Source organism: Streptomyces sp. NBC_00289, assembly GCF_041435115.1.
In the GTDB taxonomy this organism is placed as follows: Bacteria; Actinomycetota; Actinomycetes; order Streptomycetales; family Streptomycetaceae; genus Streptomyces.
On the sequence record NZ_CP108046.1, the window covers coordinates 2,988,892 to 3,014,552 of the forward strand.

Here is a 25,661-nt window from a genome sequence, read left to right on the forward strand (position 1 = left end):
AACCGGATCGGCCGTCCCACGCCACCTGCGGGCGGCTCGGGGCGGCCGGGTGGGACGGCTCGCGAACCACGTCGTACGGGACACCGGTGGCTCCGGTGTCCCGTACGTCGGTTTCCGGACGGTCCCGCGGTCAGCCCACCGCCGGCGCGAACACGTGCAGGTCCGCGTCGTCCGGCAGTCGCACGCTCGCGACGGACCTGCCCTCCGGCGCCTCGAAGGGCTTGGTCGCGAAGACGTAGGTGGCGACCGGGTCCCGGTCCGCGCCCGCCACGTTCCGGTAGGCGGTCCTGGCGACGATCTCGTTGCCGTACTGAACGGTGCCTCCGCCCCCGCCGACGGTCCAGTCGGTGAAGGAGAGGTCGACCGTGCCGGTGCCGCCGTCGGTGTACGTGACGGTGGCCGTGTCCTGCCGGTTGCCGTTGACCGCGCTGCCGATGAAGGACAACCGGTGGGCGGGAGTGGCGAGTTCGATGGTCTGGCCGTTGGCGGAGGCGTTGTCGGGGCGCCCGTTCGGCGAGTCGGGCCAGGTGAAGGTCAGGCCGTCCACCGTGCCCTGCCCGCCCGGGGTCAGCCCCGCCGCGGCGAGCGCCTGGCGGGAGTAGCTCCAGCCGCCGCCGTCGTAGTCGGCCTCGTCGTGGTCGCCCTCGTCGTCGGAGATGCCGGTGCCGTCGTAGGCGGCCAGGAGGGTGCCGGGGGCGGCGACGGTGAGGGAGACGGGCTGTTCGTACGAGGTGCCGTCCGAGGTGACCGTGACCCTGACGTCGTAGAAGCCCTGCGCGATGTCCCCGGCGGCCGCCAGCACGATCTCCTGGGAGCCGTCGGTGACCGTCCCCTCGGCGGGAGTGGCGGTGATGCCGGGCGGCGCCTCGACCCGGAAACGCACCTCGGGTCCGGTGCCGCCGCTCAGCGCCAGGGTGCGGATGCCGGCCTTCGCGCTGCCACCCGGCGCGATCGTCGCCGCGGTCGGACCGACCCCGATCTGGTACGGCTGTTCGCCCGCGCGGAAGGAGGGCGGGGCGTCGGACGCGGCACTCCCCCAGTCCTTGTCGGGCGTGGCCGACAGCGAGTAGTCGAGCCTGCCGCCGTCCCGCACGAACGAGGCCGGCAGCCAGGGCCGCTCACTGCCGCGGCCGTCGACCCTGAGCGAGCGGACGTACGGCGCGTCGGCGCCGGCGCCCTCCGCGCGGACGGAGATGTCGTTGCCGTACGGGCGGTCGATCTCGATCCGCGGGAACAGCGGTGAGGCGAGGGTGAGTTCCGCGCGCGAGGGCACCTGGGGGTACATGCCGAGCGCGGAGAAGACGTACCAGGACGACATGGCGCCGAGGTCGTCGTTGCCCGGGATGCCGCCCGGCCGCGTCGACCACAGCTGCCGCATAGCGGCGCGGACGGTCTCCTGCGTCTTGTAGGGCGCGCCCGCGTAGTCGTACAGGTAGGGGACGTTGAGCGACGGTTCGTTGTCCAGCTCGGACTTCTCGCCGCCACTGCCGGTGAAGGCCCAGCCGCCGTCGGCGTCGTGGAAGAAGGTGTCGAGGCGGGCGACCGCCTTGTCCGTGCCGCCCATCGCGGCGAACAGGCCGGCCGGATTGTGCTGCACCATCCACGTGTACTGGGCCGCTGTGCCCTCGACGAAGCCGTTGCCGGTGCCCGGCGTGAAGCCGGTGACCCAACTGCCGTCGGCCTTGCGGTTGGCGATGTATCCGCCCGAGGGGTCGGCCGCGATGTCGAAGGCGTTCTGCCACCACTGGGAGCGCCCGGCGAAGGTGTCGGCCGTCTTCCGCTCGCCCGCCGCCCGGGCCAGCTGGGACAGCGCGAAGTCGGCGCCGGACATCTCCAGGGTCTCGGCCGCACCGCCCCACGCGTTGGAGACGGAGGGCATGTAGTGCAGCTTCAGGTACCTGTCGAGCGATGGACGCTGACCGACGGACAGCACCGGCTTCCCGGCTGACGACAGGTCCTGCTCCGTGGGGACCGTCGCAGCCCGTACCAGCGAGCGCAGCGCACCGCGCAGGTCGAAGTCGGTGCCGCCGAAGGCGTGGATCCCGGCCAGGGCGGTGGGCGAGGGGTCGCCGTTCATGACGTGGGTGCCGCTCGCACCGTGCAGCCAGCGGTCCCAGATCCCGCCGTTCTGGCGGGCCAGTTCGTACAGCGACTGGGCGATGTCGGAGCCGGTGCGGGGGTTGAGGAGAGTCAGCAGCTGGACCTGGTCGCGGTACTGGTCCCAGCCGGAGAAGGTGCCGTACTGGGCCTGGTGGCCGCGGGAGACGGAGTGGACCTCGCCGTCGCTGCCCCGGTATCTGCGGTCGGCGTCGCTGATGACGTTCGGGTGCAGGAGGGCGTGGTAGAGCGCGGTGTAGAAGGTGGTGCGCTCCTCCTCGGTACCGCCGCCGACCCGGATCGCGTCCAGGCGGTCCCGCCAGGCGCGCGCGGCAGCCTTCCGGACCACGTCGAAGGAGCGGTACGACGGGTTCTCCGCCGCGAGGTTCGCCTCGGCACCCGCCCGGCTGACGTAGGAGATGCCGACCTTGACGTTCACCGGGCCGGAGCCCGGCTCGAACTCGACGTACCCGCCCGCGCCCTTGCCCGCGACGGGCCGGCCGCCCTCGGCGAACCCGCCCGTGCCGCCGGTGGCGGTGGTGGAACCAGGGTCGAGCCGGTCGTCCCGCCAGGTGCCGTTCGCCTTGAAGGGGCGGTCGAAGCGGGCGGTGAAGTGAAGGGTGTAGTAGGCGCGCCGGCCTTCGGGGTCGAGGTATCCGCAGAAGTTGCCGGAGGTGACGGAGCCGGAGACCGTGCGGGTGGCGGGGTCGATCTCGACCGACGAGCCGGTGGATCCGACCTCGGAGTTGGCGGTGCGGATCAGCAGCGAGGCGGGCTTGTCGGCGGGGAAGGTGAAGCGGGCCGAGCCCGTCCGGGCGGTCGCGGTGAGGTCGGCGGTCACTCCGGAGGCGAGTCCCACCTTGTAGTGGCCGGGCTCGGCGGTCTCGTCGGCGTGGCCGAAACCGGACGCGTACACGGCGTCCTTGGTGTCGCTCGCCGGGGAGGTGTCGACCGTGCCCGCGTACGGGAAGAACGGGATGTCACCGCTGCCGCCCGCGCAGCCCGTACCCGACATGTGGGTCAGGCTGAAGCCGCGGACGCGGGTGACGTCGTAGTGGTAGCCGCCGGGTGCGGCGGTACGGGTGGCGTCGCCGCGGGTGTTCTCGGGGCTCCAGGAGAGCATGCCGGACGGGACGACGGCGCCCGGGAAGACGTTGCCGCCGTTGCTGGTGCCGATGAGCGGATCGACGTACGCGACGGGGTCGTCGACGAGGCCGGGCGGGGCGGCGGGTGCCGCCGCCAGGGCGGGGGTGGCGCCGGTGGCGGTCAGAACGGCCGCCAGCAGCAGGAACACAGGACGGAAACGCATGACGCGGCCCCTCCTCCTTCGGACGGGTCGCGCACCACGGGTCGCACAAGCCGCAGGGACAGTAGCGTGCGTCAGCGGTACCACGGAAGGGCGCCTGCGGGCCGGGGGGCGCGCGTGGCACCACCCGGATGCGGGAGCCTTCCTGGCTTTCCGCGGTTCCACCGACGGCCCACGGCGGTTTCCCACTGTTCGCCGCGGTTTCCAGCCGTAGTCCAACTCACTTGACATCGTTGTCTGTTGACACGGTAGAGTCATGTACAGACCATTAGACAACGTTGTCGCACCGCTGATCGCCACAAGCCATGTACCACTCGGGCCGGCTCTCCCCCTCGCCGACCCGGCTCGCGGACCCGGTGGCTCACCTCCCACCGGGTCCGCCCCGAGCGATGGTTCAGCCGACCCGGCAGGGCAGGGTCGTCGCCGTGTCGCCGCCGGAGCCGGAGACGACGTAACCGAACGTCGCGCTCTGCCCCGGACTCAGCGAGCCGTTCCAGTCGGCGTTGTGCACCATCACGTCCTGGCCGCTGTAGGTCGCGTTGCCGCTCCAGAGGCTCTCGACCTTCTGGCCGCCCGGCAGCGTCCAGTCGACCATCCAGCCGAGCATCGGGACGTCGCCGGAGTTCGTCACGGTCACCTCGGACTGGTAGCCGCCCGACCAGCTGTTGGTCGTACGACGGGTGGCGGAGCAGGTGCCCGGCACCGGGTCGGTCGGGTTGCCCGGGTCGTGAACGCCGGTCACCTCGCCGTTGCCGCCGTCGAAGGCGACGTCGGAGCAGGAGTAGAAGGTCTCGGCACTGTCCGAGCGCTGCCAGACCATGTAGATGATGTGGCGCCCCGACTTGTTCGCCGGGAGCTTGCCGGACCAGGCGTAGTTGGCCTCGACCGTGCCCGGGGAGCCGTTGAGCGGCGGGTGGTCGACGCTCAGGAACGGCTGGGCCTCCATGTCGTCCCAGGTGAGCGTCTTGGTCGGGTCGAAGCCGTCCTTGGTGACGTAGACGTAGAACCAACCCGGGTGCGCGGCCCAGGCGTTGTACGAGAAGTCGACGGTGGCGCCCGAGGTGAGGTGGGTGAGCGGCCAGTCACCGCGGGCCGCGTTGAAGCCCGTGAAGTTGGTGTTGCCGCCGCTGCACAGCTGACCGTCGGGCACGAAGCCGCGGGTGCGGCCGGCGCCGTCCGAGCGGAGCACCGAGAACCAGTTGTAGAACGGCGTCGTACCGCTGACCTGCTGCGCGTTCTTGCAGGCGGGGTTGACCGGCTTGATCTCACCGGTGTCGGTCAGCGCGTCCTGCCAGCACAGGAAGGTGCGACTGGCGGGCTTCATGGGGGTGCCATGGGCCTCGGCCCTGCCGCCGGCCGTCATGACCAGGCCGACCGCCGGGATCGTGGCCAGCAGGGAGACCAGGACGAGGAAGAGGGCTCGGGCGCGGGTGGGGAGGGTTGATCGGCGCAGGAGGTTCGGCGTGCGTGTTGTCGTGATCATGACAGGTCGATCCATCCCTTCGGTGTACGGCCGTGCGGATGGGTGGGTGCGGGTGTGCGGGCGGGTGACCGCCGGCGTGCGGGTGACCGCGCGCGAGGGGTGATCGGCCGCTCGCGGACGGCGGGATGGGGGCGCCTCACGGGGCAGGTTCCGGTCTGTCCGTGTGGGAGCGCTCCCATCCCACCTGTCGCGGACGGTAGCGCCGACCGGCCGACTTGTAAACGCCTGGGGCGTCACACGGCCGCGGACCTGTCCCGTGACGGCGCCGGCGGCCGCGGCTCCGACGGCGTGGGCAGCGGCCCGGCAGCCGGCAGTTCCACGCTGACCTCCGTGCGGCCCGGCACACTGCTGACGTCGGCCCGGCCGCCGTGCGCCCCCGTGATCGCCGCCATGACGGCCAGGCCCAGCCCGGAGCCCCCCGGGCTGCCGTGGGCCCTGGCCCTGGACGCGTCCGCCCGCGTGAAGCGTTCGAAGACCGTGGGGAGAAGGGCCGGGGGGGATGCCGGGACCGTCGTCCCGTACGCGGATGACGCAGAACACCGGCCCGGTCTCCAGCGAGGCGACCACTCGTGTACCGGCAGGCGTGTGCGCCCGCGCGTTGGCCAGCAGGTTGGTCACCACCTGACGCAGCCGCGCCTCGTCGCCGTAGACCAGGGCCGGGGCGTCGAGGCGCAGTTCCAGCTGCCAGTCGTGGCCGCCGTCCGCCGCCCGCGCCTGCCACACCGCCTCGGCGACCATGGCCGCGAGATCCACCTCGGCCGACTGCAACGGACGGCCGTCGTCGAGCCGGGCCAGCAGGAGCAGGTCCTCGACCAGACCGGTCATCCGGGCCGACTCGGCCGAGACGCGGCGCCAGGCCAGCACCGGCTCGACCCGGTCGGCGCCGCGGTTCATCAGCTCCGCGTATCCGGCGATCGAGGCGAGCGGCGTACGGAGTTCGTGGCCGGCGTCGGCGAGGAACCGGCGCATGCGTTCCTCGCTGTGCCGTACCCGCTCCTCGCTGCGCCGGCGTTCGGCGAGCGCGGACTCGACGTGGTCGATCATCCGGTTGAGCGCGGCACCGACCTGGCCCGCCTCGCTGCCGGGGTCGGTGTCCCACTCGGGCACCCGGGCGAGGGCAGTGGTCTCCAGCGGGGCGCTGGAGACCACGGCGGCGGTGGCGGCGACCCGGCCGAGAGGGCGCAGCTGGCGCCGGACGACGACGGCGCAGACACCGACCGCGACGACGAGTCCGGCGCCGGCCACCCCGGCCTCGACCGCGATCAGGTTGCGCAGCATGCCCTCTACTTCGGCCAGCGGAAGGCCGGTGAGGACGAGGTTCCCGTCGGCGTCGAGGGCGGACACCCGGTAGGCGCCCAGGCCCGGAACCGTACGGCTGTGCGGGGAGCCGTCGGCCTTGATGCCTGCCAGCGGGACGCGCTGGCGGGCGGTGAGCGCCCGCGACCCGCCGTCCCGGGTCACGACCTCGGCGGCCATGACGTCTCCGTCGTCGTCGAGGCGGGCCGTGAGCGTGCCGACGGTCCGGCCCTGTCCGGTGGGGAACCCGAGGTCCGTGTCGCTGCCCGCCCCGGTCCGGACAGCGACCTGAGCACGCTCCGCAGCGTTGGCGACCCGCTGGTCGAGCCGGTCGAGGAGGTAGGCGCGCTGGGTCAGGACGGTGGTGAGCGCCATGGCCAGGCAGACACCGACGAGCACGCCACCGACGACCACGAGGAGCCGGGTGCGCAGCGACCGCCCGCGCGGGCGCATGCTCATCTCCCGTTCTCCGGCGGCTTGACGGCGTGCCCCGCGCCGCGCACCGCGGGGCCGACGGCAGGCGGTTCGTCGGGTTCCGGCTCGTTGTCGGCCGTCATCACACGGACGTGGCCGTGTCGGGTCAGGAGGGTGCCAGACATGTCTCGATCCTGTCCCCGCCGGCTGGGGGAACCCTGTGTTCCGACTGAGCCGCAGCCGTGCGACCGACCGCGCGGGCGCGCGGCCCGCACTCCGGGCGCACGACGGGCATCCGACGGCCGTGTGACCCCCAAGGCCTACCGAAACCGCCAATCCCCTTGGCCGAAGGGGGCATTGGCACTCCCCGGCCACCGGATTCCCTTGAGCCGCTTTCCTCGCAGCGCTCACTCTGATCACTGGCTTCCGCTCACCAGGCCGGAAGCGTCGTCAGCGTTCAGGGGAGGACGCCACCCATGCGAAGACTCCACGCCTTCTTGGCCGTGGCAGGAGCGGCAGGACTGCTCACGGGCACGATCACGCCCGCGGCGGCCGGTACCGGAGCACCGGTCACCGCGCCGGACGCCACGCCCGTGCGGAGCGGCGCCACGACCGGCGCCACCACTACACAGACCATCACCCTCATCACGGGCGACACCGTGTCGCTCAGTGTCGGCCCGGACGACAAGTACGCCGTCGACGTCCAGCGCGGCAAGGGCCGTGAGGCCGCCACCTTCGTGTCGAGCGAGAAGGACGGCGAGGTCAGTGTCCTGCCGGCGGACGCGATCCCGCTGGTGAACGCGGGCCGCCTCGACCCGGCCCTGTTCAACGTCACCCGGCTGGTGAAGCAGGGCTACACGGACTCGAAGACCGGCGTCACCCCGGTGATCGCGACCTACACGAGGGGCAGCGCGACCCCCGACGGCGCCCGCCGGACGCTCACCCTGCCCACGATCGACGGCGCCGCGCTCAGCGCGAAGAAGTCGACCGCCTTCTGGGCGGACGTCGCCCCCGCGCTCGCCACCCGACCCACGACGAAGGCCGCGCGGCAGCTCGGCGAGGGCATCGACAAGATCTGGCTCGACGGCAAGGTCGAGGCGTCCCTGGACGTCAGCGTGCCGCAGATCGGCGCACCCGAGGTGTGGAAGTCGGGCTACGACGGCAAGGGGGTCGAGGTCGCGGTCCTGGACACCGGCGTGGACACCGGGCACCCGGATCTGGCGGGGAGGCTCGGGGAGACGCGGAGTTTCGTACCGGGCGAGACGGTGCGGGACGGCCACGGTCACGGCACTCATGTGGCGTCCACGATCGTCGGCTCGGGCGCTGCCTCGGACGGCAGGCGCAAGGGCGTGGCGCCGGGCGCGGAGCTGCGGGTCGGCAAGGTGCTGGACAACACCGGCCACGGCCAGGACTCCTGGATCATCGCGGGCATGGAGTGGGCGGCCCACTCCGGGGCGAAGATCGTGTCGATGTCGCTGGGCGGTGACGCCACGGGTCCCTCGGACGTGCTGAGCGAGACGGTCGACGAACTGTCCGCGTCCACCGGCACCCTCTTCGTGATCGCGGCGGGCAACTCCGGCCCGTCCGAGCAGACCGTCGGCACCCCGGGCATCGCCGATTCGGCGCTGACGGTGGGCGCCGTGGACAAGTCCGACAGGCTGGCCTCGTTCTCGAGCCGGGGGCCGCGCCTCGGCGACCACGCGGTCAAGCCGGAGATCACCGGGCCGGGCGTGAACATCACGGCGGCCCGCGCCGCCGGCACCACCATGGGCATACCGGTCGACGACCACTACACGACGTCGAGCGGTACGTCGATGGCGACCCCGCATGTCACGGGCGCCGCGGCGCTGGTCGCGCAGGCCCATCCGGACTGGACGGGACAGCAGATCAAGCAGGCGCTGGCGACCACCGCGAAGACGAACACCGTCAACTCCGTGTTCGAGCAGGGCGACGGCCGGGTCGACGCGGTACGGGCCGTCAACCAGGGCGTCTTCGCGACACCGACCCTGAGCTTCGGCACGTACGAGGAGAGCGACACCGAGGCGGACAGCAAGGACGTCACGTACACCAACACCACGGACGAAGCGGTGGAGTTGAAGATCTCCTCGTCCCTCCCCGACGCCGCCCTGAACGCGGACACCGTGACCGTCCCGGCGAAGGGCACCGCCACCGTGGGGGTCACGGTCGACCCGGCCGAGGAGGCGACGGGCCGGTACACGGGCCACATCACCGCGAGTGCCGACGGCGTCCGGGTCACCACCGCCATCGGCTTCGAGAAGCTGGCGAAGACCTACGACCTGAAGGTGTCGCTGGTGGGCCGGGACGGCAAGCCGTCCACCTCGGCGTCCATCTTCATGCTGCAGGAACTCAACGGCGCGTACGCGGACACGTACGGGTATCTCGGCAGCGGCTCCACCTTCAAGGTGCCGGCCGGTACGTACAGCACGGCGTCCTGGATCTCGACGCGGGACGCGGCCGGACTGGAGGTCGACACCTCGGTCGTCGGCGATCCGGAGATCAGGGTCGACAAGAACACCGAGGTCGTCCTCGACGCCCGCAAGGCGGTCGAGATCAAGCCGAAGACCAAGCAGGACTCCGAGTTCCAGGGCTTCAGCACCAACTGGCACCGGGAGGGCCCCGGCAGCGCCTGGGGCCTGACCTACAGCCAGGGCTGGTGGACCGACCACGTCTACGTGGCGCCCACCGAGAAGGTCACCGAGGGCATGTTCGAGTTCTCCTCGAAGTTCCGTCTGTACGCCAAGGAGCTGACGGCGAGCGTCGCCGGCCCCGAGAAGTACGCGCTGCCCCTCGACTACGCGCAGACGTCCCTCGGCTTCCCGGTGAGGATCAGCGGTGACCGCACGGTCCGGGCGGTGGACGCGGGCAGCGGCACCGCGGCCGAATTCGACGGGCTCGACGTCAAGGGCAAGGTGGCGGTCGTCCGGGTGGGCGCCGGTGCGACGGCGGACGAGGCACTCGCCAACGCGACCGCGGCCGGGGCCGGTTACGTCCTCGCCTACCACGAGACGCCCGGGTACTGGATCTCGTGGGTGAAGAGCGCGACCATCCCGCTGATGACCGCCACCGGCGAGGACGGCGCGAAGCTCGGGGCCCTGCTCAAGCGCGGGAAGAAGGTCACGCTGAAGCTGCACGGCACCGCGGCCAGTCCGTACGTGTACAGCGTCATGTTCCCGCAGACGGGCGCCGTCTCGGCCGACCAGACGTACGACCTGAACAGCTCCAACACGGTGAAGCAGACCGTTCGCTACCACGCGGGCCGGGCCGGCCAGGTCGGCAAGGACGCCGTGTACAGGTTCCGTCCCTGGCAGTCCACCGACATCGCGACCACCAACAACGTGCAACTCGGCACGGTGCGCACCGAGTACTACAACGTCTCCGACAACCGGATCTGGCACGCCGTCCATCCCGACTCGAAGGCGAACAAGCCTCAGTGGAACTCCCTGCGGACCTTCGACAAGGCGGGCAGGGTGCCCAGCGAGGACTGGCTGCGCCCGGTCGTCCGCCCGGCGAGCAGTGAGCAGTACGGCCTCTCCCAGCGCACCGGCGACAAACTCACCTTCGCCGTCCCGGAGTTGAGCGATGCCACGCCGGGTCACTACGGGTCGGTGGACAACGTCCAGGACACCGCGAAGGGCACCCTGTACGCGGACGGACAACCGGTCGGCGACACCGCGCTGGGCGGACTCGGCACCTTCGACGTCCCGGCGGCGAAGGCCTCGTACCGCCTCGTGCTCGACGCCCGGCGCACGGCCGACTGGGCCGCGTACTCCACCGGCACCCACACCGAATGGTCCTTCGCCTCGGCGCACACGGACCGGCGGACGGCGCTGCCGCTGCTGTCGGTCGACTATGACGTGGACGGGCTCGACCTCCTCAACCGTGTCGAGCGCACGCACAGGTCGGAGCTCGGACTCTCCGTACGCCATCAGTCGGGCAGCGTCACGGCCGGTGACCTGAGGGCCTGGGTCTCCTACGACGACGGCACGTCCTGGAAGGAGGTGAAGGTGAAGCGCGGTGAGGCGGAACTCAGGCACCCGAAGGGCGCCACGTTCGTGTCGCTGCGCGTGCGGGCCGCCGACCGGAACGGCAACGCGGTCGACCAGACCGTGCTGCGGGCGTTCGGCCTGAGGTAGACGGCCCGAGGTGAACGACCTGCCGTGGGCGGCCGGAAGTGAACGACGTCCCGGCCGGTACAAACAGCCTTAACAAAGATCGCCTACCGTGCCCGGCCATGGCGAACACGGCATACGACACGGCAGACCAGACCCCCGCCGCGAGCCCCTGGGCCGCGGTGGGGGTCTCCGCCTTCGACGAGTTGGTCCACCAGGCGATCCTGCACCAGCCCGACGCCGGCACGGCCGGCTGGGCACTCCTGACCGGTGCCTCCCCGGCCCGGGTGCGCGAGTCCTGCGACCGTCTGCTCGGGATCGGGTTGCTCCAGCCGCCGGACTCGATGGGGGGATTACGCGCGATCGACCCCAGAGTGGCGGTCCGCGGGCTGATCAGACGGCGCGAGACGGTGTCCGAGATGCTCGCCTCCACCGCCGAGGAGATGGCTACCGCGTACGAGGCCGGGCTGCTGCGTGAGGAGCCGTCCCGGCTGATCGAGGTGGCTTCCGGCGAGGGTGCCATCGCCGCCCGTCTGGAGGAGATGTACGCGCGCGCCGAGCACGAGGTGTGCCTCTTCGACACGCCTCCCTATCTCGCCCCGCCCGCGGCGCAGGTGGATCTCCAGGCCGATCTGCTCAGCCGCGGGATCGTCTCCCGCGGGATCTACGCGGCGACCGCCCTGGAAGATCCGCACGTCCTCTCCCGCACCTGGAGAATGGTCGAACTCGGTGAACAGGCCAGGGTGTTGCCGTCCGTGCCGGTCAAGCTGCTGGTGGTCGACGGGTGTCGGGCGATGCTGCCGCTGACCTCATCGGCCGCGGGCGGCTACTGCGCCGTCGTGGTGTGGCACTCGGCGGTGACCGAAGCCCTGCAGAAGCTGTTCGAGATGGCCTGGCAGCAGGCGACACCGCTCGGCCGGCCGCTCGGCGACGGTGAACTCCCCGAGGGGGAGCGGACGCTGATCAGGCTGCTGGCGGCCGGGATGAAGGACGAGGCGGTGGCCCGCCATCTGGGCGTGAGCCTCAGGACCCTGCGGCGCCGGGTGAGTGAGCTGCAGGAGCGGCTGGGCGCGGCGAGCCGCTTCCAGCTGGGCGTGCGGGCGGCGCAGCGCGGCTGGCTCTGATCGCGAAGGGCCGCACCCCCGTCACCGGGGATGCGGCCCTCGACTGCCGTGCGGTACCGCCTAGTGCCGCGGCAGGCAGCGTTTGCCCGTCAAGGAGCGGCGTCCGGTGCGTGCTCTCGGTGTGCCGGCCGGAAGTCCTCGTACTGGATGTACTGGGGCTTTCGGCCGGTGCGGCGAGAGTGCGTGCTGGGCGTCGCGACGGGGCGAACGTTGCCTGTTGGGGCACTAGTTGCGGATCAGGTTCCGCAGCACGTACTGCATGATGCCGCCGTTGCGGTAGTAGTCCGCCTCGCCGGGGGTGTCGATGCGGACGACCGCGTCGAACTCGACGCCGGTGTCGGTGCTGACCTTGACCGTGCGCGGGGTGGTGCCGTTGTTCAGTTCCTCGACGCCCGTGAAGGAGAAGGTCTCCTCACCGGTCAGGCCGAGAGACGCGGCGTCCGCGCCCTCCGGGTACTGGAGCGGGAGCACGCCCATGCCGATGAGGTTGGAGCGGTGGATGCGCTCGTACGACTCGGCGATGACGGCCTTGACGCCGAGCAGCGCGGTGCCCTTGGCGGCCCAGTCGCGGGACGAGCCGGAGCCGTACTCCTTGCCGGCCAGGATGGCCAGCGGGGTGCCCTGCTCGATGTAGTTGCGCGAGGCGTCGTAGATGAACGACACGGGCGCGTCCGGCTGGGTGAAGTCGCGGGTGTAACCGCCTTCCGTCCCCGGCGCGATCTGGTTGCGCAGGCGGATGTTGGCGAACGTGCCGCGGATCATGACCTCGTGGTTGCCGCGGCGGGAGCCGTAGCTGTTGAAGTCGCGACGCTCCACACCGTGCTCGGTGAGGTACTTGCCGGCCGGCGTGTCGGCCTTGATGGCGCCGGCCGGGGAGATGTGGTCGGTGGTGACCGAGTCGCCCAGCTTGGCCAGGACGCGCGCGCCCGTGATGTCGGAGACCGGGGTGGTCTCCATCGTCATGCCCTCGAAGTACGGGGGCTTGCGGACGTAGGTGGACTGCGGGTCCCACTCGAAGGTGTTGCCGGTCGGGATCGGCAGCGCCTGCCACTGGGCGTCGCCCGCGAAGACGTCCTGGTAGGACTTGTTGAACATGTCCTCGCCGATGGCGTTGGCCACGACGTCGTTGACCTCGGCCTCGGACGGCCAGATGTCCTTGAGGAAGACCGGGTTGCCGTCCTGGTCGATGCCCAGGGCGTCCTTGGTGACGTCCACCTTCATGGAGCCGGCGAGGGCGTACGCGACGACCAGCGGCGGGGACGCCAGGTAGTTCATCTTGACGTCGGGGTTGATACGGCCCTCGAAGTTCCGGTTGCCGGAGAGGACCGAGGTGACCGCGAGGTCGTGGTCGTTGACGGCCTGGGAGACCTCGTCCGGCAGCGGGCCGGAGTTGCCGATGCAGGTGGTGCAGCCGTAGCCGACGAGGTTGAAGCCGACCTTGTCGAGGTAGGGGGTGAGCCCCGCCTTGTCGAAGTAGTCGGTGACGACCTTGGAGCCCGGGGCGAGGGTGGTCTTGACCCACGGCTTGCGGGTCAGGCCCTTCTCCACGGCCTTCTTCGCGACGAGCGCGGCGGCGACCATGACGTACGGGTTCGAGGTGTTGGTGCAGGAGGTGATGGCCGCGACCGTCACCGCGCCGTGGTCGATCTCGTACGTCGAGCCGTCGGGGGCGGTCACGGTGACCGGGTTGGACGGGGCGCCGTTGGGGTGGATGGCAGGGGCGTCGGAGGCCGGGAAGGACTCCTTGCCCGCCTCGTCCACCTCGTCGACGTAGTTGCGCACGTCCGTCTTGAACTGCTCGGCGGCATTCGCGAGGACGATGCGGTCCTGCGGGCGCTTCGGGCCGGCGATCGACGGGACGACGGTGGAGAGGTCCAGCTCGAGCTTCTCGGAGAAGTCGGGCTCGGCGGCCGGGTCGAGCCAGAGGCCCTGCTCCTTGGCGTACGCCTCGACGAGTGCTACCTGCTGCTCGTCGCGGCCGGTCAGGCGCAGGTACTTCAGCGTCTCGTCGTCGATCGGGAAGATCGCGGCGGTGGAGCCGAACTCCGGCGACATGTTGCCGATGGTGGCGCGGTTGGCGAGGCTCGTCGCCGCCACACCCTCGCCGTAGAACTCGACGAACTTGCCGACCACGCCGTGCTTGCGGAGCATCTCGGTGATCGTCAGCACGAGGTCCGTGGCGGTGGTGCCGGTGGGCAGCTCGCCGGTGAGCTTGAAGCCGACGACGCGCGGGATGAGCATCGAGACCGGCTGGCCCAGCATCGCGGCCTCGGCCTCGATGCCGCCGACGCCCCAGCCGAGGACGCCGAGGCCGTTGACCATGGTGGTGTGCGAGTCGGTGCCGACCAGGGTGTCGGGGTACGCCTGGCCGCCTCGGACCATGACGGTCCGGGCCAGGTGCTCGATGTTCACCTGGTGGACGATGCCGGTGCCCGGCGGGACGACCTTGAAGTCGTCGAACGCGGTCTGACCCCAGCGCAGGAACTGGTAGCGCTCCTTGTTGCGGCCGTACTCCAGCTCGACGTTCTGGGCGAAGGCGTCGTTGGTGCCGAACTTGTCGGCGATGACGGAGTGGTCGATGACCAGCTCGGCCGGGGAGAGCGGGTTGACCTTCGCCGGGTCGCCGCCGAGCTCCTTGACGGCCTCACGCATGGTGGCGAGGTCGACGACACAGGGCACGCCGGTGAAGTCCTGCATGATCACACGGGCCGGCGTGAACTGGATCTCCTGCGAGGGCTGGGCCTGCGAGTCCCAGTCGCCGAGGGAACTGATGTGGTCGGCGGTGATGTTCGCGCCGTCCTCGGTGCGGAGCAGGTTCTCCAGCAGGACCTTAAGGCTGTAGGGGAGCCGGGCCGAGCCCTTCACCTTGTCCAGGCGGAAGATCTCGTACGACTCGTCGCCCACCTGCAGCGTGCTGCGGGCGTCGAAGCTGTTCGCCGACACGACAGTCTCCTTCATTGATGTGCGCGTACCACCACGATCCTGCCGCCACGGCTACTTGGCCGATCCGGTGAGGTCAGGCTAAGTTAGGCATGCCTTACCGGGGTGGCGGCTGCGGTGCACCTCGGCAGATATCTCGATGTCGAGATAACTCTAGTACATGGGGGCGGGCTGGTCATGCCCGGACCCCGCCGACCGCCCCACCCGACGGCCGCCACGCGTGACCACGGGGTGACGCGGCGCACGGCCGGGTGCCGACTCCGCGCGCCGCCGGGTGACACCTGTCGGCCGCGGCGGGTGGCGCGACCCGGACCCGGGCTCGACAGGCGGCCGCGCGCCCGGGTCACCGACCACCAGGGAACTGCCGTACGCGTACGCGGGGTTCAGCCATCGGTTCGCCAAGTCGGGGTAGACGACAGCGGAGAGCCCGTACTGGACTTCCCGAAAGGCGACGCGAATGCCCCTCACCTTCCGTAAGAGTTTCCGCATCTTTCCCGGCGTGCGCCTGAACATCAACAAGCACTCCTGGTCCATCACCACCGGCGGCAGCGGTGGCCCGCGGCACACGCACAGCAGCACGGGACGACGTACGACGTCGATGGATCTGCCCGGACCCTTCGGATGGCGTCGCACCCGTACCGCCAAGCGCCACTGACGCTTCGCCAGCCGGTCGCGGCCACCTCGTCGCCCGCATGGGTGCCCCAGGAGGCGACATCTCATATCTGAGATAACCTCGACCTCATGGCAGACGACTACCTCGTGCGCATCGGCAAGCTCATCCGGGACGCCAGGCAGCATCGCGGCTGGACACAGTCACAGCTCGCCGAGGCGCTCGGCACCAGTCAGAGCGCCGTGAACCGCATCGAGCGCGGCAACCAAAACATCAGCCTTGAGATGATCGCTCGAATCGGTGAAGCGCTGGACAGCGAGATCGTCTCCCTGGGCTACGCGGGCCCGATGCATCTGCGGGTGGTCGGTGGCCGCCGGCTGTCGGGCGCCATCGACGTGAAGACCAGCAAGAACGCGTGTGTGGCACTGCTGTGCGCCTCCCTGCTCAACAGGGGGCGCACAGTGCTGCGCCGGGTCGCCCGCATCGAGGAGGTGTACCGCCTTCTGGAGGTACTGGGCTCCATCGGCGTACGCACCCGGTGGATCAACGACGGGGTGGACCTGGAGATCGTGCCGCCTGCCGAGCTGGAGCTGACGTCGATCGACGCCGACGCGGCCCGCCGTACGCGCTCGATCATCATGTTCCTCGGCCCGCTGCTGCACCGCCTGGACCACTTCACGCTCCCGTACGCGGGCGGCTGCGACCTCGGTACCCGGACCATCGAGCCGCACATGATCGCGCTGCGCCGGTTCGGGCTCGACATCGCCGCGACCGAGGGGCTGTACCACGCCCGGGTGGACCGGTCCGTCGCCCCGGACCGCCCCATCGTGCTGACCGAGCGCGGGGACACGGTCACCGAGAACGCGCTGCTCGCGGCCGCCCGGCACGACGGCGTCACGGTCATCCGCAACGCGTCCTCCAACTACATGGTCCAGGACCTGTGCTTCTTCCTGGAGGCGCTCGGCGTCAAGGTCGAGGGCATCGGCACCACCACCCTCACCGTGCACGGCGTGCCGACCATCGACGTCGACGTGGACTACTGCCCCTCCGAGGACCCGGTCGAGGCGATGAGCCTGCTGGCCGCCGCCGTCGTCACCGAGTCGGAACTGACGGTACGCCGGGTGCCGATCGAGTTCCTCGAGATCGAGCTCGCGGTGCTGGAGGAAATGGGACTCGACCACGACCGTACGCCCGAGTACTGGGCCGACAACGGCCGTACGCGCCTGGTGGACCTCACCGTCCGGCCCTCCAAACTGGAGGCGCCGATCGACAAGATCCACCCGATGCCCTTCCCCGGCCTGAACATCGACAACGTCCCGTTCTTCGCCGCCATCGCGGCGGCCGCGCAGGGCAAGACCCTCATCCACGACTGGGTCTACGACAACCGCGCGATCTACCTGACGGACCTCAATCGCCTCGGCGGCCGCCTCCAGCTCCTCGACCCGCACCGGGTCCTGGTCGAGGGCCCGACCCGCTGGCGCGCCGCCGAGATGATGTGCCCGCCGGCACTGCGCCCCGCGGTGGTCGTCCTGCTGGCGATGATGGCGGCCGAGGGCACGTCGGTCCTGCGGAACGTGTACGTCATCAACCGCGGCTACGAGGACCTGGCCGAACGCCTGAACTCGATCGGCGCGCAGATCGAGATCTTCCGGGACATCTGAACGGCGCGGTGTCGTGCCCCTCTGAGGCAAGGGGCACGACACCTCAACATGCCATCTGACCTGCGGATACTCACCTTCACGACCCTCCACTGATCACTGTTGTTTTTCAGCACCTTGTACAACACACGTACAAGATGATCTTGAATGGTTGACGATACGTCAGAGATGTTTGAGAGGACGTGCGACGGACCCGCCGCCCTGCCCCGTAGAGCAGACGACATCAGTCCACAGGGAGGGGAGCGCAACGTGGCAGGGAGCAGGGTCAGGGGCGTCAGGGGTGCGGCGATCGCGGCGGCGGCGATGGCCGCGCTGACCGCGTCACAGGCGCCGGGGGCGGTCCCGGCAGGGACCTCCGCCCCCCAGCGGGAGGTGCCCGCCGAGCACGGGCCGAGCGTGTCGGGCGACACCCCGTACCGCACCGACCTCCCGCCGCTGCGCACCCGGGCACGCGAGCGCGGGGCATCGGAGGCGGGCGCCGCCCTGCCGGCGAGCGTGTTCGCCGCCTACCGGCACGCCGAGGCGGAGCTCGCGCGCACCGCGCCCGGCTGCCGGCTGCGGTGGCAGCTGCTGGCCGCGATCGGTCAGGTGGAGTCCGGGCAGGCGCGGGGCGGTCGGGTGACGGCGGACGGTACGACCGTGGCGCCGATCCTCGGGCCGCGGCTGGACGGCGGCGCCTTCGCCGTCGTGCGGGACACCGACGGCGGCGCCTACGACGGGGACGCCGCCTACGACCGGGCGGTCGGACCGATGCAGTTCATCCCGTCGACCTGGGCCCGCTGGGGCACGGACGGCAACGGCGACGGGCGGGCCGACCCGGACAACGTCTTCGACGCGGCGCTCGCCGCCGGGCGCTACCTGTGCGCGGGCGGGCGGGACCTCTCCGACCCGGCCGAGCTGGACCGGGCGGTCCTCGGCTACAACCACTCCGAGGCGTATCTGCGCACCATGCGGGCCTGGTACGCGTACTACCTGGAAGGGCACCGGGTGGTGCCGGACAACCCCGCGAAGTCCTCGGCGCGCCCGGAGCCGTCGCGCCCGTCGTCCACGCCGAAGCCCTCGCCGACGCCGTCCACCCGTCCGAGCGCCGCCCCCTCCCCGGCACCGTCCGCACCTGCCTCGCCGACCCCCGGCACGTCCCGTCCGGCGGGCGGGCCCAAGGAGACGGAGGAGCCCCAACTCCCCACGCCCGGACCGGACATCGAACTGCCCGGCGCCGACCTGCTGCCCAGCGACGGTCCGCTGACCAGCAACGGTGTGGACTCGATGGCCTCCACCCCCTCCACAACCGCGGATACTGGGCGGTAATGTCGCCACCCGCCGGACGGGACGAGACCGGCGGGTGAGCGCGAAGGGGCCCTCATGGCGACGGACATGCCTGCGGAGATGCAAGCGGCCGACGACCGTTGGCAGCGCATGTGGAACCACCGCGAGCAACTGCTCAAGGTGGCCCGGCGCAGGTCGATGAGCCCGGAGGACGCCGAGGACGCGGTGCACGAGGCGATGCTGCGCGCCGCGGAACGCCCCGACCTGGACGACGAGCGCCTCGGCGCCTGGCTGACGACCGTGACCATGCGGCTGTGCGTCGATCGGTACCGCCAGGTCAACCGTGAGGCCGAGGTACATCGCAGCCCCACACTCACCGCACCGGGCCCGGTGCCCGTCGAGGAGGCGGTGTGCGACCGGGCCGAGGCGAAGTGGCTGGCCGTGCGCAGCGGGGAGCTGCCCGCGCGCCAGGCCGAGGCGCTCCGGCTGAAGTCCGAGGACCTCGACGTCGGCCAGGTCGCCGTGCGCATGGGGCTGAGCTACCGGACCGTCGAGTCGCTGCTCGCCCGGGCCCGGCGCACGCTGCGCAATTCGCTGGCCGGAACGCTGGGCCTCGCCCTGTTCCTGTGGGGGCGCGGCAAGCTGCGCGCGAGCGGACACGCGCAGGCCGTGGCGGTGACCTCGACGGCCGCGACCCTGGTGGTGGCGGGGTTCGTGCTGCCGTACGTCCACGACGGGGACGGGCAGGCCACGACTCCGGGTCCGTCCGTGTCCCGTATGGCCCAGAAGACCACGGAGACCGTACGGCCCGACGGCGCCGGCCGGGCAGCCACCCCGAACGCCCGTGAGCTGTCGGTCGCCTCGACGGCTCCCGGCGCGACGCCGTCGACCGGCGGCCACGACCGGTCGCTGCTGCCGCTGTCGGTGCCGCCCCTGCCGGAGGCCTCGCTGTCACCGGTGCCGGCCGTCCCCGAGGTCCCGGGGGTGTCCGAGCTGCCGAGCGTGCCCGCTCTCCCTGATCTGCCAGCCGCGTCCGTGGTCCCGACGACGCTTCCGGCCGCACCGGAGGCCCCCGTCGAGATACCGACCCCGCCTGCACTGCCGTAGAACCCTGCGCTGCGGTAGAGCCCTCGAAACTGCCGTAGAGCCCTCGAAAAAAATCCACCTCCGTCGCGACGGACGCCCCGCCCCTCCCCGTAGAGCAGATGTCGGAGCTGCTGCACGGCCGAAGGGTGGACCGGATGGGTGTCGAGATCTGTGTGGAAGGGCTGACCAAGTCCTTCGGTCACCAGGTCATCTGGCAGGACGTCTCGCTGACGCTGCCCGCCGGGGAGGTATCTGTCATGCTCGGCCCCTCGGGCACGGGCAAGTCGGTGTTCCTCAAGACGCTCGTCGGACTGCTGAAGCCGGACCGGGGCTGCGTGAAGATCGCGGGCCGGGACATCACCAAGCTGCGCGAGCACGAGCTCTACGAGGTACGGAAGCTCTTCGGCGTGCTGTTCCAGGACGGCGCGCTGTTCGGCTCGATGAACCTGTACGACAACATCGCGTTCCCGCTGCGTGAGCACACCCGCAAGTCCGAGAGCCAGATCCGGCGCATCGTGCTGGAGAAGATGGACATGGTCGGGCTGATCGGTTCCGAGGGAAAGCTGCCCGGCGAGATCTCCGGCGGGATGCGCAAACGGGCCGGACTGGCGCGGGCGCTGGTGCTCGATCCGGAGATCATCCTCTTCGACGAGCCGGACTCGGGCCTCGACCCCGTACGCGTCGCGTACCTCAACCAGCTCATCGTCGACCTCAACGCACAGATCAACGCGACCTTTCTGATCGTCACCCATGACATCGCCTCGGCCCGCCAAGTGCCGGACAACATCGGCCTGTTGTTCCGGCGCGAGCTGGTCATGTTCGGGCCGCGCGAGGAGCTGCTGACCAGTGACGAGCCGGTCGTACGGCAGTTCCTGAACGGCCGGATGCAGGGCCCGATCGGCATGGCGGAGGAGAAGGACGCCGCGCAGGTCGAGCAGGAGCTGGCGCGGCTCGGCGAAGCGGACCGGAAAGCCCGCCACGTCGGCAATGACATGACGCCGCGCCTGCTGCCGGGCCCCGGCATCACCCGGCCGCCCCGCTGGGAGGCGATCGCGAGACGCGAGGCGGAGCTGCACCGCAAGGAGGTGGCGGACGCATGAGCCTGTCGCCGACCGGAGCGCTCAGGCACTCGGGGAACCTCTTCGCGATGGCGCTGGACGTCATCCGGACCATACCCCGACGGCCCTTCCAGGCACGGGAGTTCATCCAGCAGGCCTGGTTCATCGCGAGCGTCACCATCCTGCCGACGGCCCTGGTGTCCATCCCCTTCGGCGCGGTCATCGCGCTGCAGATCGGCAGCCTGACCCGGCAGCTCGGCGCCCAGTCCTTCTCCGGGGCCGCCTCGGTCCTCGCGGTGCTGCGGGAGGCCTCGCCGATCGTCACCGCGCTGCTGATCGCGGGCGCCGGCGGCACGGCGATCTGCGCGGACCTCGGGGCGCGGAAGATCCGCGAGGAGATCGACGCGATGCAGGTGCTGGGCATCGACCCCATCCACCGGCTGGTCGTCCCGCGAGTCCTGGCGTCGATGGTGGTCGCGGTACTGCTCAACGGCCTGGTGTCGGTCGTCGGCGTCGCGGGCGGCTACTTCTTCAACGTCGTCCTGCAGAACGGCACACCGGGCGCCTATCTCGCCTCCTTCACCACGCTCGCGCAGCTCTCCGACCTGTGGGCGGCGGAGATCAAGGCGCTGGTGTTCGGCGCGATCGCCGCGATCGTCGCCTCGTACAAGGGACTCACCGCGAAGGGCGGCCCGAAGGGTGTGGGCGACGCGGTGAACCAGTCGGTGGTGATCACCTTCATGTTGCTGTTCGTGACGAACTTCGTGATGACCGCCGTGTACTTCCAAGTCGTTCCGCAGAGGGGCTGAGTCATGGCGCCGCTGAATCGCCTGGAGGAACTGGGCAGCCAACTGTCCTTCTACGGCCGCTCGTTGGCGTGGACGGGCCGCACCGTACGCCGCTACAAGAAGGAGATCCTCCGGCTGCTCGCCGAGGTGAGCTTCGGGCGCGGCGCCCTCGCCGTCGTGGGCGGCACGGTCGGTGTCATCGCCTTCCTGTCGTTCTTCACCGGCACGGAGGTGGGCCTGCAGGGGTACGCCGCGCTCAACCAGCTCGGCACCTCCAACTTCGTGGCGTTCCTCTCGGCGTACTTCAACACCCGTGAGATCGCTCCCCTGGTGGCAGGTCTCGCGCTGTCCGCAACGGTCGGCGCGGGGTTCACCGCCCAGCTCGGCGCGATGCGGATCAGCGAGGAGACGGACGCCCTCGAAGTCATGGGCGTCCCCTCGCTGCCGTTCCTGGTGACCACCCGGATGATCGCCGGTTTCGTCGCGGTGATCCCGCTGTACGTGGTCGGGCTGCTGTCGTCGTACTTCGCCGCCCGCACCATCACCACCGGCTACTACGGGCAGTCGGCGGGCACCTACGACCACTACTTCCAGCAGTACCTGCCGCCGGTCGACGTGCTGTGGTCCTTCGGGAAAGTGCTCGTCTTCGCCGTCCTGATCATCCTCGTGCACTGCTTCTACGGCTACTACGCGAGCGGCGGCCCGGCGGGCGTCGGCGTCGCCGTGGGCCGCGCCGTGCGCACCTCGATCGTCGCGATCAACGTTCTGGACTTCTTCCTGTCGCTCGCGATCTGGGGCGCCAACACGACCGTACGGATTGCGGGGTGAGCCGTATGAGAGTGCTGAGACTGCGGTTGTACGGCGTCGTGTTCCTCGCCGTACTCGCACTGCTGCTGTCCCTGTCCGTCGCCGTGTACCGGCAGGTGTTCACCTCGGCCGTACGGATCGAACTGGAGGCCGACAGCCTGGGCAACCAGCTCGATCCGCGCGCCGACGTCAAGCTGCGCGGGCTGCTCGTGGGCGAGGTGCGCGCGGTGCACGCCGACGGGACGAAGGCGACGCTCGACATCGCGCTGAAGCCGGAGTACGTCGCGGACATCCCCTCCGACGTGCACGCGCGCCTGCTGCCCAAGACGCTGTTCGGCGAGAAGTACGTCGACCTGGTCGCGCCCGCGCGCTCCTCGGCCCGGCCGATCCGCGCCGGGGATGTCATCACCCAGGACCGCACCCGGGTCGGCATCGAGCTCCAGCAGCTGATGAACGATCTGCTGCCGCTGCTGCGGACCGTGCAGCCCGGCAAGCTCAACGCCACGCTCTCCGCGTTCGCCACCGCCCTCGAAGGGCGCGGCGACCGGATCGGCGACAACCTCACGCGCGTGGAGGACTATCTGCACCGCCTCAATCCTCACCTGCCGTCCCTCACCGAGGACTTCGCACGGCTGGCCGACGTCGCCGAGGTGTACGGCGACGCGGCGCCCGACCTGATGGCGATCCTGCGCAACACCGTCACCACCAGCCGCACCCTGGTCGAGCAGCGGGACCGGCTCGCGTCCGCGCTCACCACGACGGCAACCGCCGCGGGCACCGCGGACGACTTCCTCGACGCGAACGGCGATCGCCTGATCACCCTGGGCCGGGTCTCCCGCCCCACGCTCGACCTCTTCGCCCGCTACTCGCCCGAGTACCCCTGCCTCCTCGCCGGCCTGGTGCGCGAGGAGCAGGCATCCGAGCAGGCCTTCCAGGGCGGCAAGATGCACATCACGCTCGAGGTCGTGCGCCAGCAGGGCCCGTACGAACCGGGTGAGTACGCCCGCTACGGCGATCGGTCGGGGCCCAACTGCCGCGACCTGCCCCATCCGCAGGTGCCCGCGCCCGGGGTCCACCTCAACGACGGTTCGGCGAAGGGCAGTTCGTCCGGTCCGGTCGGCGTTTCCTCCACCAGGACCGAGCAGCGCGCCGTCGGCTCGCTCGTCGCGCCCGTCATGGGTGTGCCAGCCGACGAGGTGTCGCCGGTCGCGACCCTGCTGTTCGGACCGATGGCGCGCGGGACGGCGGTGAGCGTCGCATGAGGACCACGAGGACCACGAGGATTACGAGGGCTTCAGGAGCCCGGCAGGCCGCTGCCCCGCTGATCAAGTTCAGCCTCTTCGCCCTGGTGACGATCCTGGCGACGGCGCTGCTCGCCGCCACCATCGTGAACATCTCCCTCACCCCCGAGCACACGTATCGCGCGGTGTTCAGCGACGTGACGGGCCTGGAGAAGGGCGACGACATCCGGGTGGCCGGGGTACGGGTCGGCGAGGTCGAGGGCATCCGGATCAAGGACCGGACGCTGGCGGAGGTCAACTTCAGCGTCAGCGCGGACCGGCCGCTGCTGAACAGCACCGGCGCGGTCATCCGCTACCGGAACCTCGTCGGACAGCGATACGTCGCCCTGACCGAGGGCGCGGGAGACGGCACCCGGCTGAAGCCCGGCGCCACCATCCCGCTGTCGCGCACCCAGCCCGCGCTGGACCTCAACGCGCTGCTGAACGGCTTCAAGCCACTGTTCGCAGCGCTCAGCCCGCAGGACGTCAACCAGCTCGCGACCGAGGTCATCCGGACACTCCAGGGCGAGGGCGGCACCGTCAACGGCCTGCTCGCGCACACGGCTTCGCTCACGACGACGCTGGCCGGCCGCGACAAACTGATCGGTTCGGTGATCGACAACCTCAACACCGTGCTGGAGACGCTGGACAAGCGCGGCGCCCGCTTCTCGGGGCTCCTCAAGCAGCTGCGGCGAGTGATTTCGGGGCTGTCCGCCGACCGCAAGCCGATCGGGCAGTCGCTGGTGGGCATCGGCGACCTGACGGACGCCACCTCGGGGCTGCTCAAGGACGCGCGTCCGCCCCTGAAGGACGACATCGCCGAGCTGACCGATCTCACCGGAACGCTGAACAAGAACGAGAACACCGTGGAGGGCGTCCTGAAGCGGCTGCCGAACAAGCTCAACGCACTGACGGGGACGGCGTCCTACGGCTCGTGGTTCAACTTCTACCTCTGCGACTTCGACGGCCGGATCGTGCTACCGAAGACGAAGCAGGTGCTCACCCCCGAGCTGCATGTGGCGAGGGCGAGGTGCGGCGCATGACGAAGCACTTCCTTCCCCGCAGGACCCGTACGCGCCGCCCGGAGCCGCTGGTCAAGGTCCGCATCGACCCGCCCAAGCTCCCGAAAATACGGCTGCTCCCGCGCCGGGCGCCCCGTCCTCGCCGCCCGGAACCCCTGGTGAAAGTCCGCATAGACCCGCCCAAGCTCCCGAAAATACGGCTGCTCCCGCGCCGGACGCCCCGTCCTCGCCGCCCGGAACCGCTGATGAAGGTCCGCATCGACCCGCCTCGGATAAGGCTTCCACGGATCCGCCCTCCACGCCTCACCCCGTTCCGCGAGCGCAACCCCGTGGTGATCGGAGTTGTCGGCCTCACCATCCTGGGGCTGCTGACCGTGGCCGCGTTCAACGCCGACAGCCTGCCGCTGATCGGCGGCGGCGACACGTACAGCGCGGCCTTCTCGGAGGCGGGCGGCCTCAAGCCCGGCGACGAGGAGCGGATCGCCGGCGTCAAGGTCGGCAAGGTCGAGGACGTCGATCTGGACGGTGACCACGTCAAGGTCACCTTCAAGATCAAGGGCGACCCGGCGTTCGGCACCGAGACCGGCGCCTCAATCCGGGTCAAGACGATCCTCGGCGCGAAGTACCTCGCGCTGCACCCCAAGGGACCGGGGCAGCTGAAGCCGGGCAGCGAGATACCGCTGAAGAGGACGGTTCCGGCGTACGACGTCGTGCAGGCGTTCAGCGATCTCACCACCACGACGGAGAAGGTCGACACCGACCAGTTGGCGAAGGCCCTGGACACCATCTCCACCACCTTCCAGGACTCGCCCGCCGAGGTACGGGCGTCCATCAAGGGCCTGTCGAAGATCTCCCGGACGGTCGCCTCGCGCGACAAGGCGCTGGGCGAGCTCCTCGACCACGCGAACGGTGTCACGGGCGTGCTGGCCGACCACTCCGAGGACTTCTCCGGGCTGGTCAAGGACGGCGACAAGCTGTTCAAGGAGATCAGCAAGCGGCGCAAGGCGATCCACGAGCTGCTGAAGAGCTCCGCCGCCCTCGGCATCGAGCTCTCCGGCCTGGTCGAGGACAACGACAAGGAGATCGGGCCCGCTCTCAAGGGCCTCAACCGTGTGGTGCAGATGCTCGAACGGAATCAGTCGAGCCTCGACCGGAGCGTCAAGCTGCTCGCCCCGTACGTCCGGGTCTTCAGCAACACCCTCGGCAACGGCCGCTGGTTCGACAGCTACGTCCAGAACCTGGTCGCCGCTCCGGTGGTGCCGCGCACGGGAGGCACGCAGTGAAGAAACTGAAGAG

At 70.5% G+C, this 25,661-nt stretch carries 16 protein-coding genes and 1 pseudogene; 12 read left to right on the forward strand and 5 right to left on the reverse strand.

All coding sequences use genetic code 11. The features are described from left to right. Positions 1–130 precede the first annotated feature (130 nt). The 4 genes and pseudogenes from OG985_RS13755 to OG985_RS13770 form a co-directional block, all read right to left on the reverse strand. Positions 131–3,406: a GH92 family glycosyl hydrolase gene (locus OG985_RS13755; RefSeq protein WP_371668609.1), complete on the reverse strand. Its 3,276-nt coding sequence runs from the start codon at positions 3,404–3,406 to the stop codon at positions 131–133. A 391-nt stretch (positions 3,407–3,797) separates the two neighbouring features. Further along, a complete protein-coding gene (locus tag OG985_RS13760) occupies positions 3,798–4,886 on the reverse strand; it encodes a lytic polysaccharide monooxygenase (RefSeq protein WP_371668610.1) in 1,089 nt (362 codons plus the stop codon). Between the two features lie 233 nt (positions 4,887–5,119). Beyond that, positions 5,120–6,641: pseudogene (locus OG985_RS13765) on the reverse strand (sensor histidine kinase). After that, entirely contained in the window at positions 6,638–6,781 is a 144-nt protein-coding gene (locus tag OG985_RS13770) for a hypothetical protein (protein ID WP_371668611.1), read from the reverse strand. Before OG985_RS13770 ends, OG985_RS13765 begins: the two are co-directional and overlap by 4 nt. A gap of 291 nt (positions 6,782–7,072) precedes the next feature. Here OG985_RS13770 and OG985_RS13775 point away from each other — a divergent pair, with 291 nt between their 5' ends. Both OG985_RS13775 and OG985_RS13780 read left to right on the forward strand, forming a co-directional pair. Then, positions 7,073–10,750, forward strand: coding sequence for a S8 family serine peptidase (locus OG985_RS13775; RefSeq protein WP_371668612.1), 3,678 nt, complete (start codon positions 7,073–7,075; stop codon positions 10,748–10,750). A gap of 98 nt (positions 10,751–10,848) precedes the next feature. After that, positions 10,849–11,850, forward strand: coding sequence for a response regulator transcription factor (locus tag OG985_RS13780; RefSeq protein WP_371668613.1), 1,002 nt, complete (start codon positions 10,849–10,851; stop codon positions 11,848–11,850). A gap of 225 nt (positions 11,851–12,075) precedes the next feature. Here the strand turns inward: OG985_RS13780 and acnA are convergent, their stop codons facing one another. Continuing rightward, positions 12,076–14,793, reverse strand: a complete 2,718-nt coding sequence (gene acnA / locus OG985_RS13785; protein WP_371668614.1) for an aconitate hydratase AcnA — start codon at positions 14,791–14,793, stop codon at positions 12,076–12,078. 454 nt (positions 14,794–15,247) lie between these two features. Here acnA and OG985_RS13790 point away from each other — a divergent pair, with 454 nt between their 5' ends. From OG985_RS13790 to OG985_RS13835, 10 genes are all read left to right on the forward strand, one after another. Further along, complete coding sequence (locus OG985_RS13790) at positions 15,248–15,445, forward strand: DUF4236 domain-containing protein (protein ID WP_371668615.1); 198 nt, start codon at positions 15,248–15,250, stop codon at positions 15,443–15,445. An 86-nt stretch (positions 15,446–15,531) separates the two neighbouring features. Next, positions 15,532–17,061 (forward strand): helix-turn-helix domain-containing protein, encoded by a 1,530-nt coding sequence (locus tag OG985_RS13795; RefSeq protein WP_371668616.1) that lies wholly within the window; start codon positions 15,532–15,534, stop codon positions 17,059–17,061. Positions 17,062–17,307: 246 nt separating this feature from the next. Further along, positions 17,308–18,366, forward strand: a complete 1,059-nt coding sequence (locus tag OG985_RS13800) for a lytic transglycosylase domain-containing protein (RefSeq protein WP_371668617.1) — start codon at positions 17,308–17,310, stop codon at positions 18,364–18,366. A 54-nt stretch (positions 18,367–18,420) separates the two neighbouring features. After that, entirely contained in the window at positions 18,421–19,431 is a 1,011-nt protein-coding gene (locus tag OG985_RS13805) for a sigma-70 family RNA polymerase sigma factor (RefSeq protein WP_371668618.1), read from the forward strand. 134 nt (positions 19,432–19,565) lie between these two features. Further along, positions 19,566–20,510 carry an ABC transporter ATP-binding protein gene (locus OG985_RS13810; protein WP_371668619.1) on the forward strand — a complete coding sequence of 315 codons (945 nt, stop codon included), beginning with the start codon at positions 19,566–19,568 and terminating at the stop codon, positions 20,508–20,510. Then, a complete protein-coding gene (locus tag OG985_RS13815) occupies positions 20,507–21,277 on the forward strand; it encodes an MlaE family ABC transporter permease (RefSeq protein WP_371668620.1) in 771 nt (256 codons plus the stop codon). Before OG985_RS13810 ends, OG985_RS13815 begins: the two co-directional genes overlap by 4 nt. A gap of 3 nt (positions 21,278–21,280) precedes the next feature. Continuing rightward, positions 21,281–22,084 (forward strand): MlaE family ABC transporter permease, encoded by an 804-nt coding sequence (locus OG985_RS13820; protein ID WP_371668621.1) that lies wholly within the window; start codon positions 21,281–21,283, stop codon positions 22,082–22,084. A gap of 5 nt (positions 22,085–22,089) precedes the next feature. Beyond that, positions 22,090–23,325, forward strand: a complete 1,236-nt coding sequence (locus tag OG985_RS13825; protein ID WP_371668622.1) for an MCE family protein — start codon at positions 22,090–22,092, stop codon at positions 23,323–23,325. Further along, positions 23,322–24,386, forward strand: coding sequence for an MCE family protein (locus OG985_RS13830; RefSeq protein WP_371668623.1), 1,065 nt, complete (start codon positions 23,322–23,324; stop codon positions 24,384–24,386). The genes OG985_RS13825 and OG985_RS13830 overlap by 4 nt, the downstream gene beginning before the upstream one ends. Positions 24,387–24,610: 224 nt before the next feature. Continuing rightward, positions 24,611–25,648 carry an MCE family protein gene (locus OG985_RS13835; protein WP_371674363.1) on the forward strand — a complete coding sequence of 346 codons (1,038 nt, stop codon included), beginning with the start codon at positions 24,611–24,613 and terminating at the stop codon, positions 25,646–25,648. Positions 25,649–25,661 lie beyond the last annotated feature (13 nt).

Bases quoted from the DNA above. Each gene is read 5' to 3' on its own strand.
- OG985_RS13755 (WP_371668609.1), bottom strand. From the start codon at position 3,406: ATGCGTTTCCGTCCTGTGTTCCTGCTGCTGGCGGCCGTTCTGACCGCC.
- OG985_RS13760 (WP_371668610.1), bottom strand. From the start codon at position 4,886: ATGATCACGACAACACGCACGCCGAACCTCCTGCGCCGATCAACCCTC.
- OG985_RS13770 (WP_371668611.1), bottom strand. From the start codon at position 6,781: ATGTCTGGCACCCTCCTGACCCGACACGGCCACGTCCGTGTGATGACG.
- OG985_RS13775 (WP_371668612.1), top strand. From the start codon at position 7,073: ATGCGAAGACTCCACGCCTTCTTGGCCGTGGCAGGAGCGGCAGGACTG.
- OG985_RS13780 (WP_371668613.1), top strand. From the start codon at position 10,849: ATGGCGAACACGGCATACGACACGGCAGACCAGACCCCCGCCGCGAGC.
- OG985_RS13790 (WP_371668615.1), top strand. From the start codon at position 15,248: ATGCCCCTCACCTTCCGTAAGAGTTTCCGCATCTTTCCCGGCGTGCGC.
- OG985_RS13795 (WP_371668616.1), top strand. From the start codon at position 15,532: ATGGCAGACGACTACCTCGTGCGCATCGGCAAGCTCATCCGGGACGCC.
- OG985_RS13805 (WP_371668618.1), top strand. From the start codon at position 18,421: ATGGCGACGGACATGCCTGCGGAGATGCAAGCGGCCGACGACCGTTGG.
- OG985_RS13810 (WP_371668619.1), top strand. From the start codon at position 19,566: ATGGGTGTCGAGATCTGTGTGGAAGGGCTGACCAAGTCCTTCGGTCAC.
- OG985_RS13815 (WP_371668620.1), top strand. From the start codon at position 20,507: ATGAGCCTGTCGCCGACCGGAGCGCTCAGGCACTCGGGGAACCTCTTC.
- OG985_RS13820 (WP_371668621.1), top strand. From the start codon at position 21,281: ATGGCGCCGCTGAATCGCCTGGAGGAACTGGGCAGCCAACTGTCCTTC.
- OG985_RS13825 (WP_371668622.1), top strand. From the start codon at position 22,090: ATGAGAGTGCTGAGACTGCGGTTGTACGGCGTCGTGTTCCTCGCCGTA.
- OG985_RS13830 (WP_371668623.1), top strand. From the start codon at position 23,322: ATGAGGACCACGAGGACCACGAGGATTACGAGGGCTTCAGGAGCCCGG.
- OG985_RS13835 (WP_371674363.1), top strand. From the start codon at position 24,611: ATGAAGGTCCGCATCGACCCGCCTCGGATAAGGCTTCCACGGATCCGC.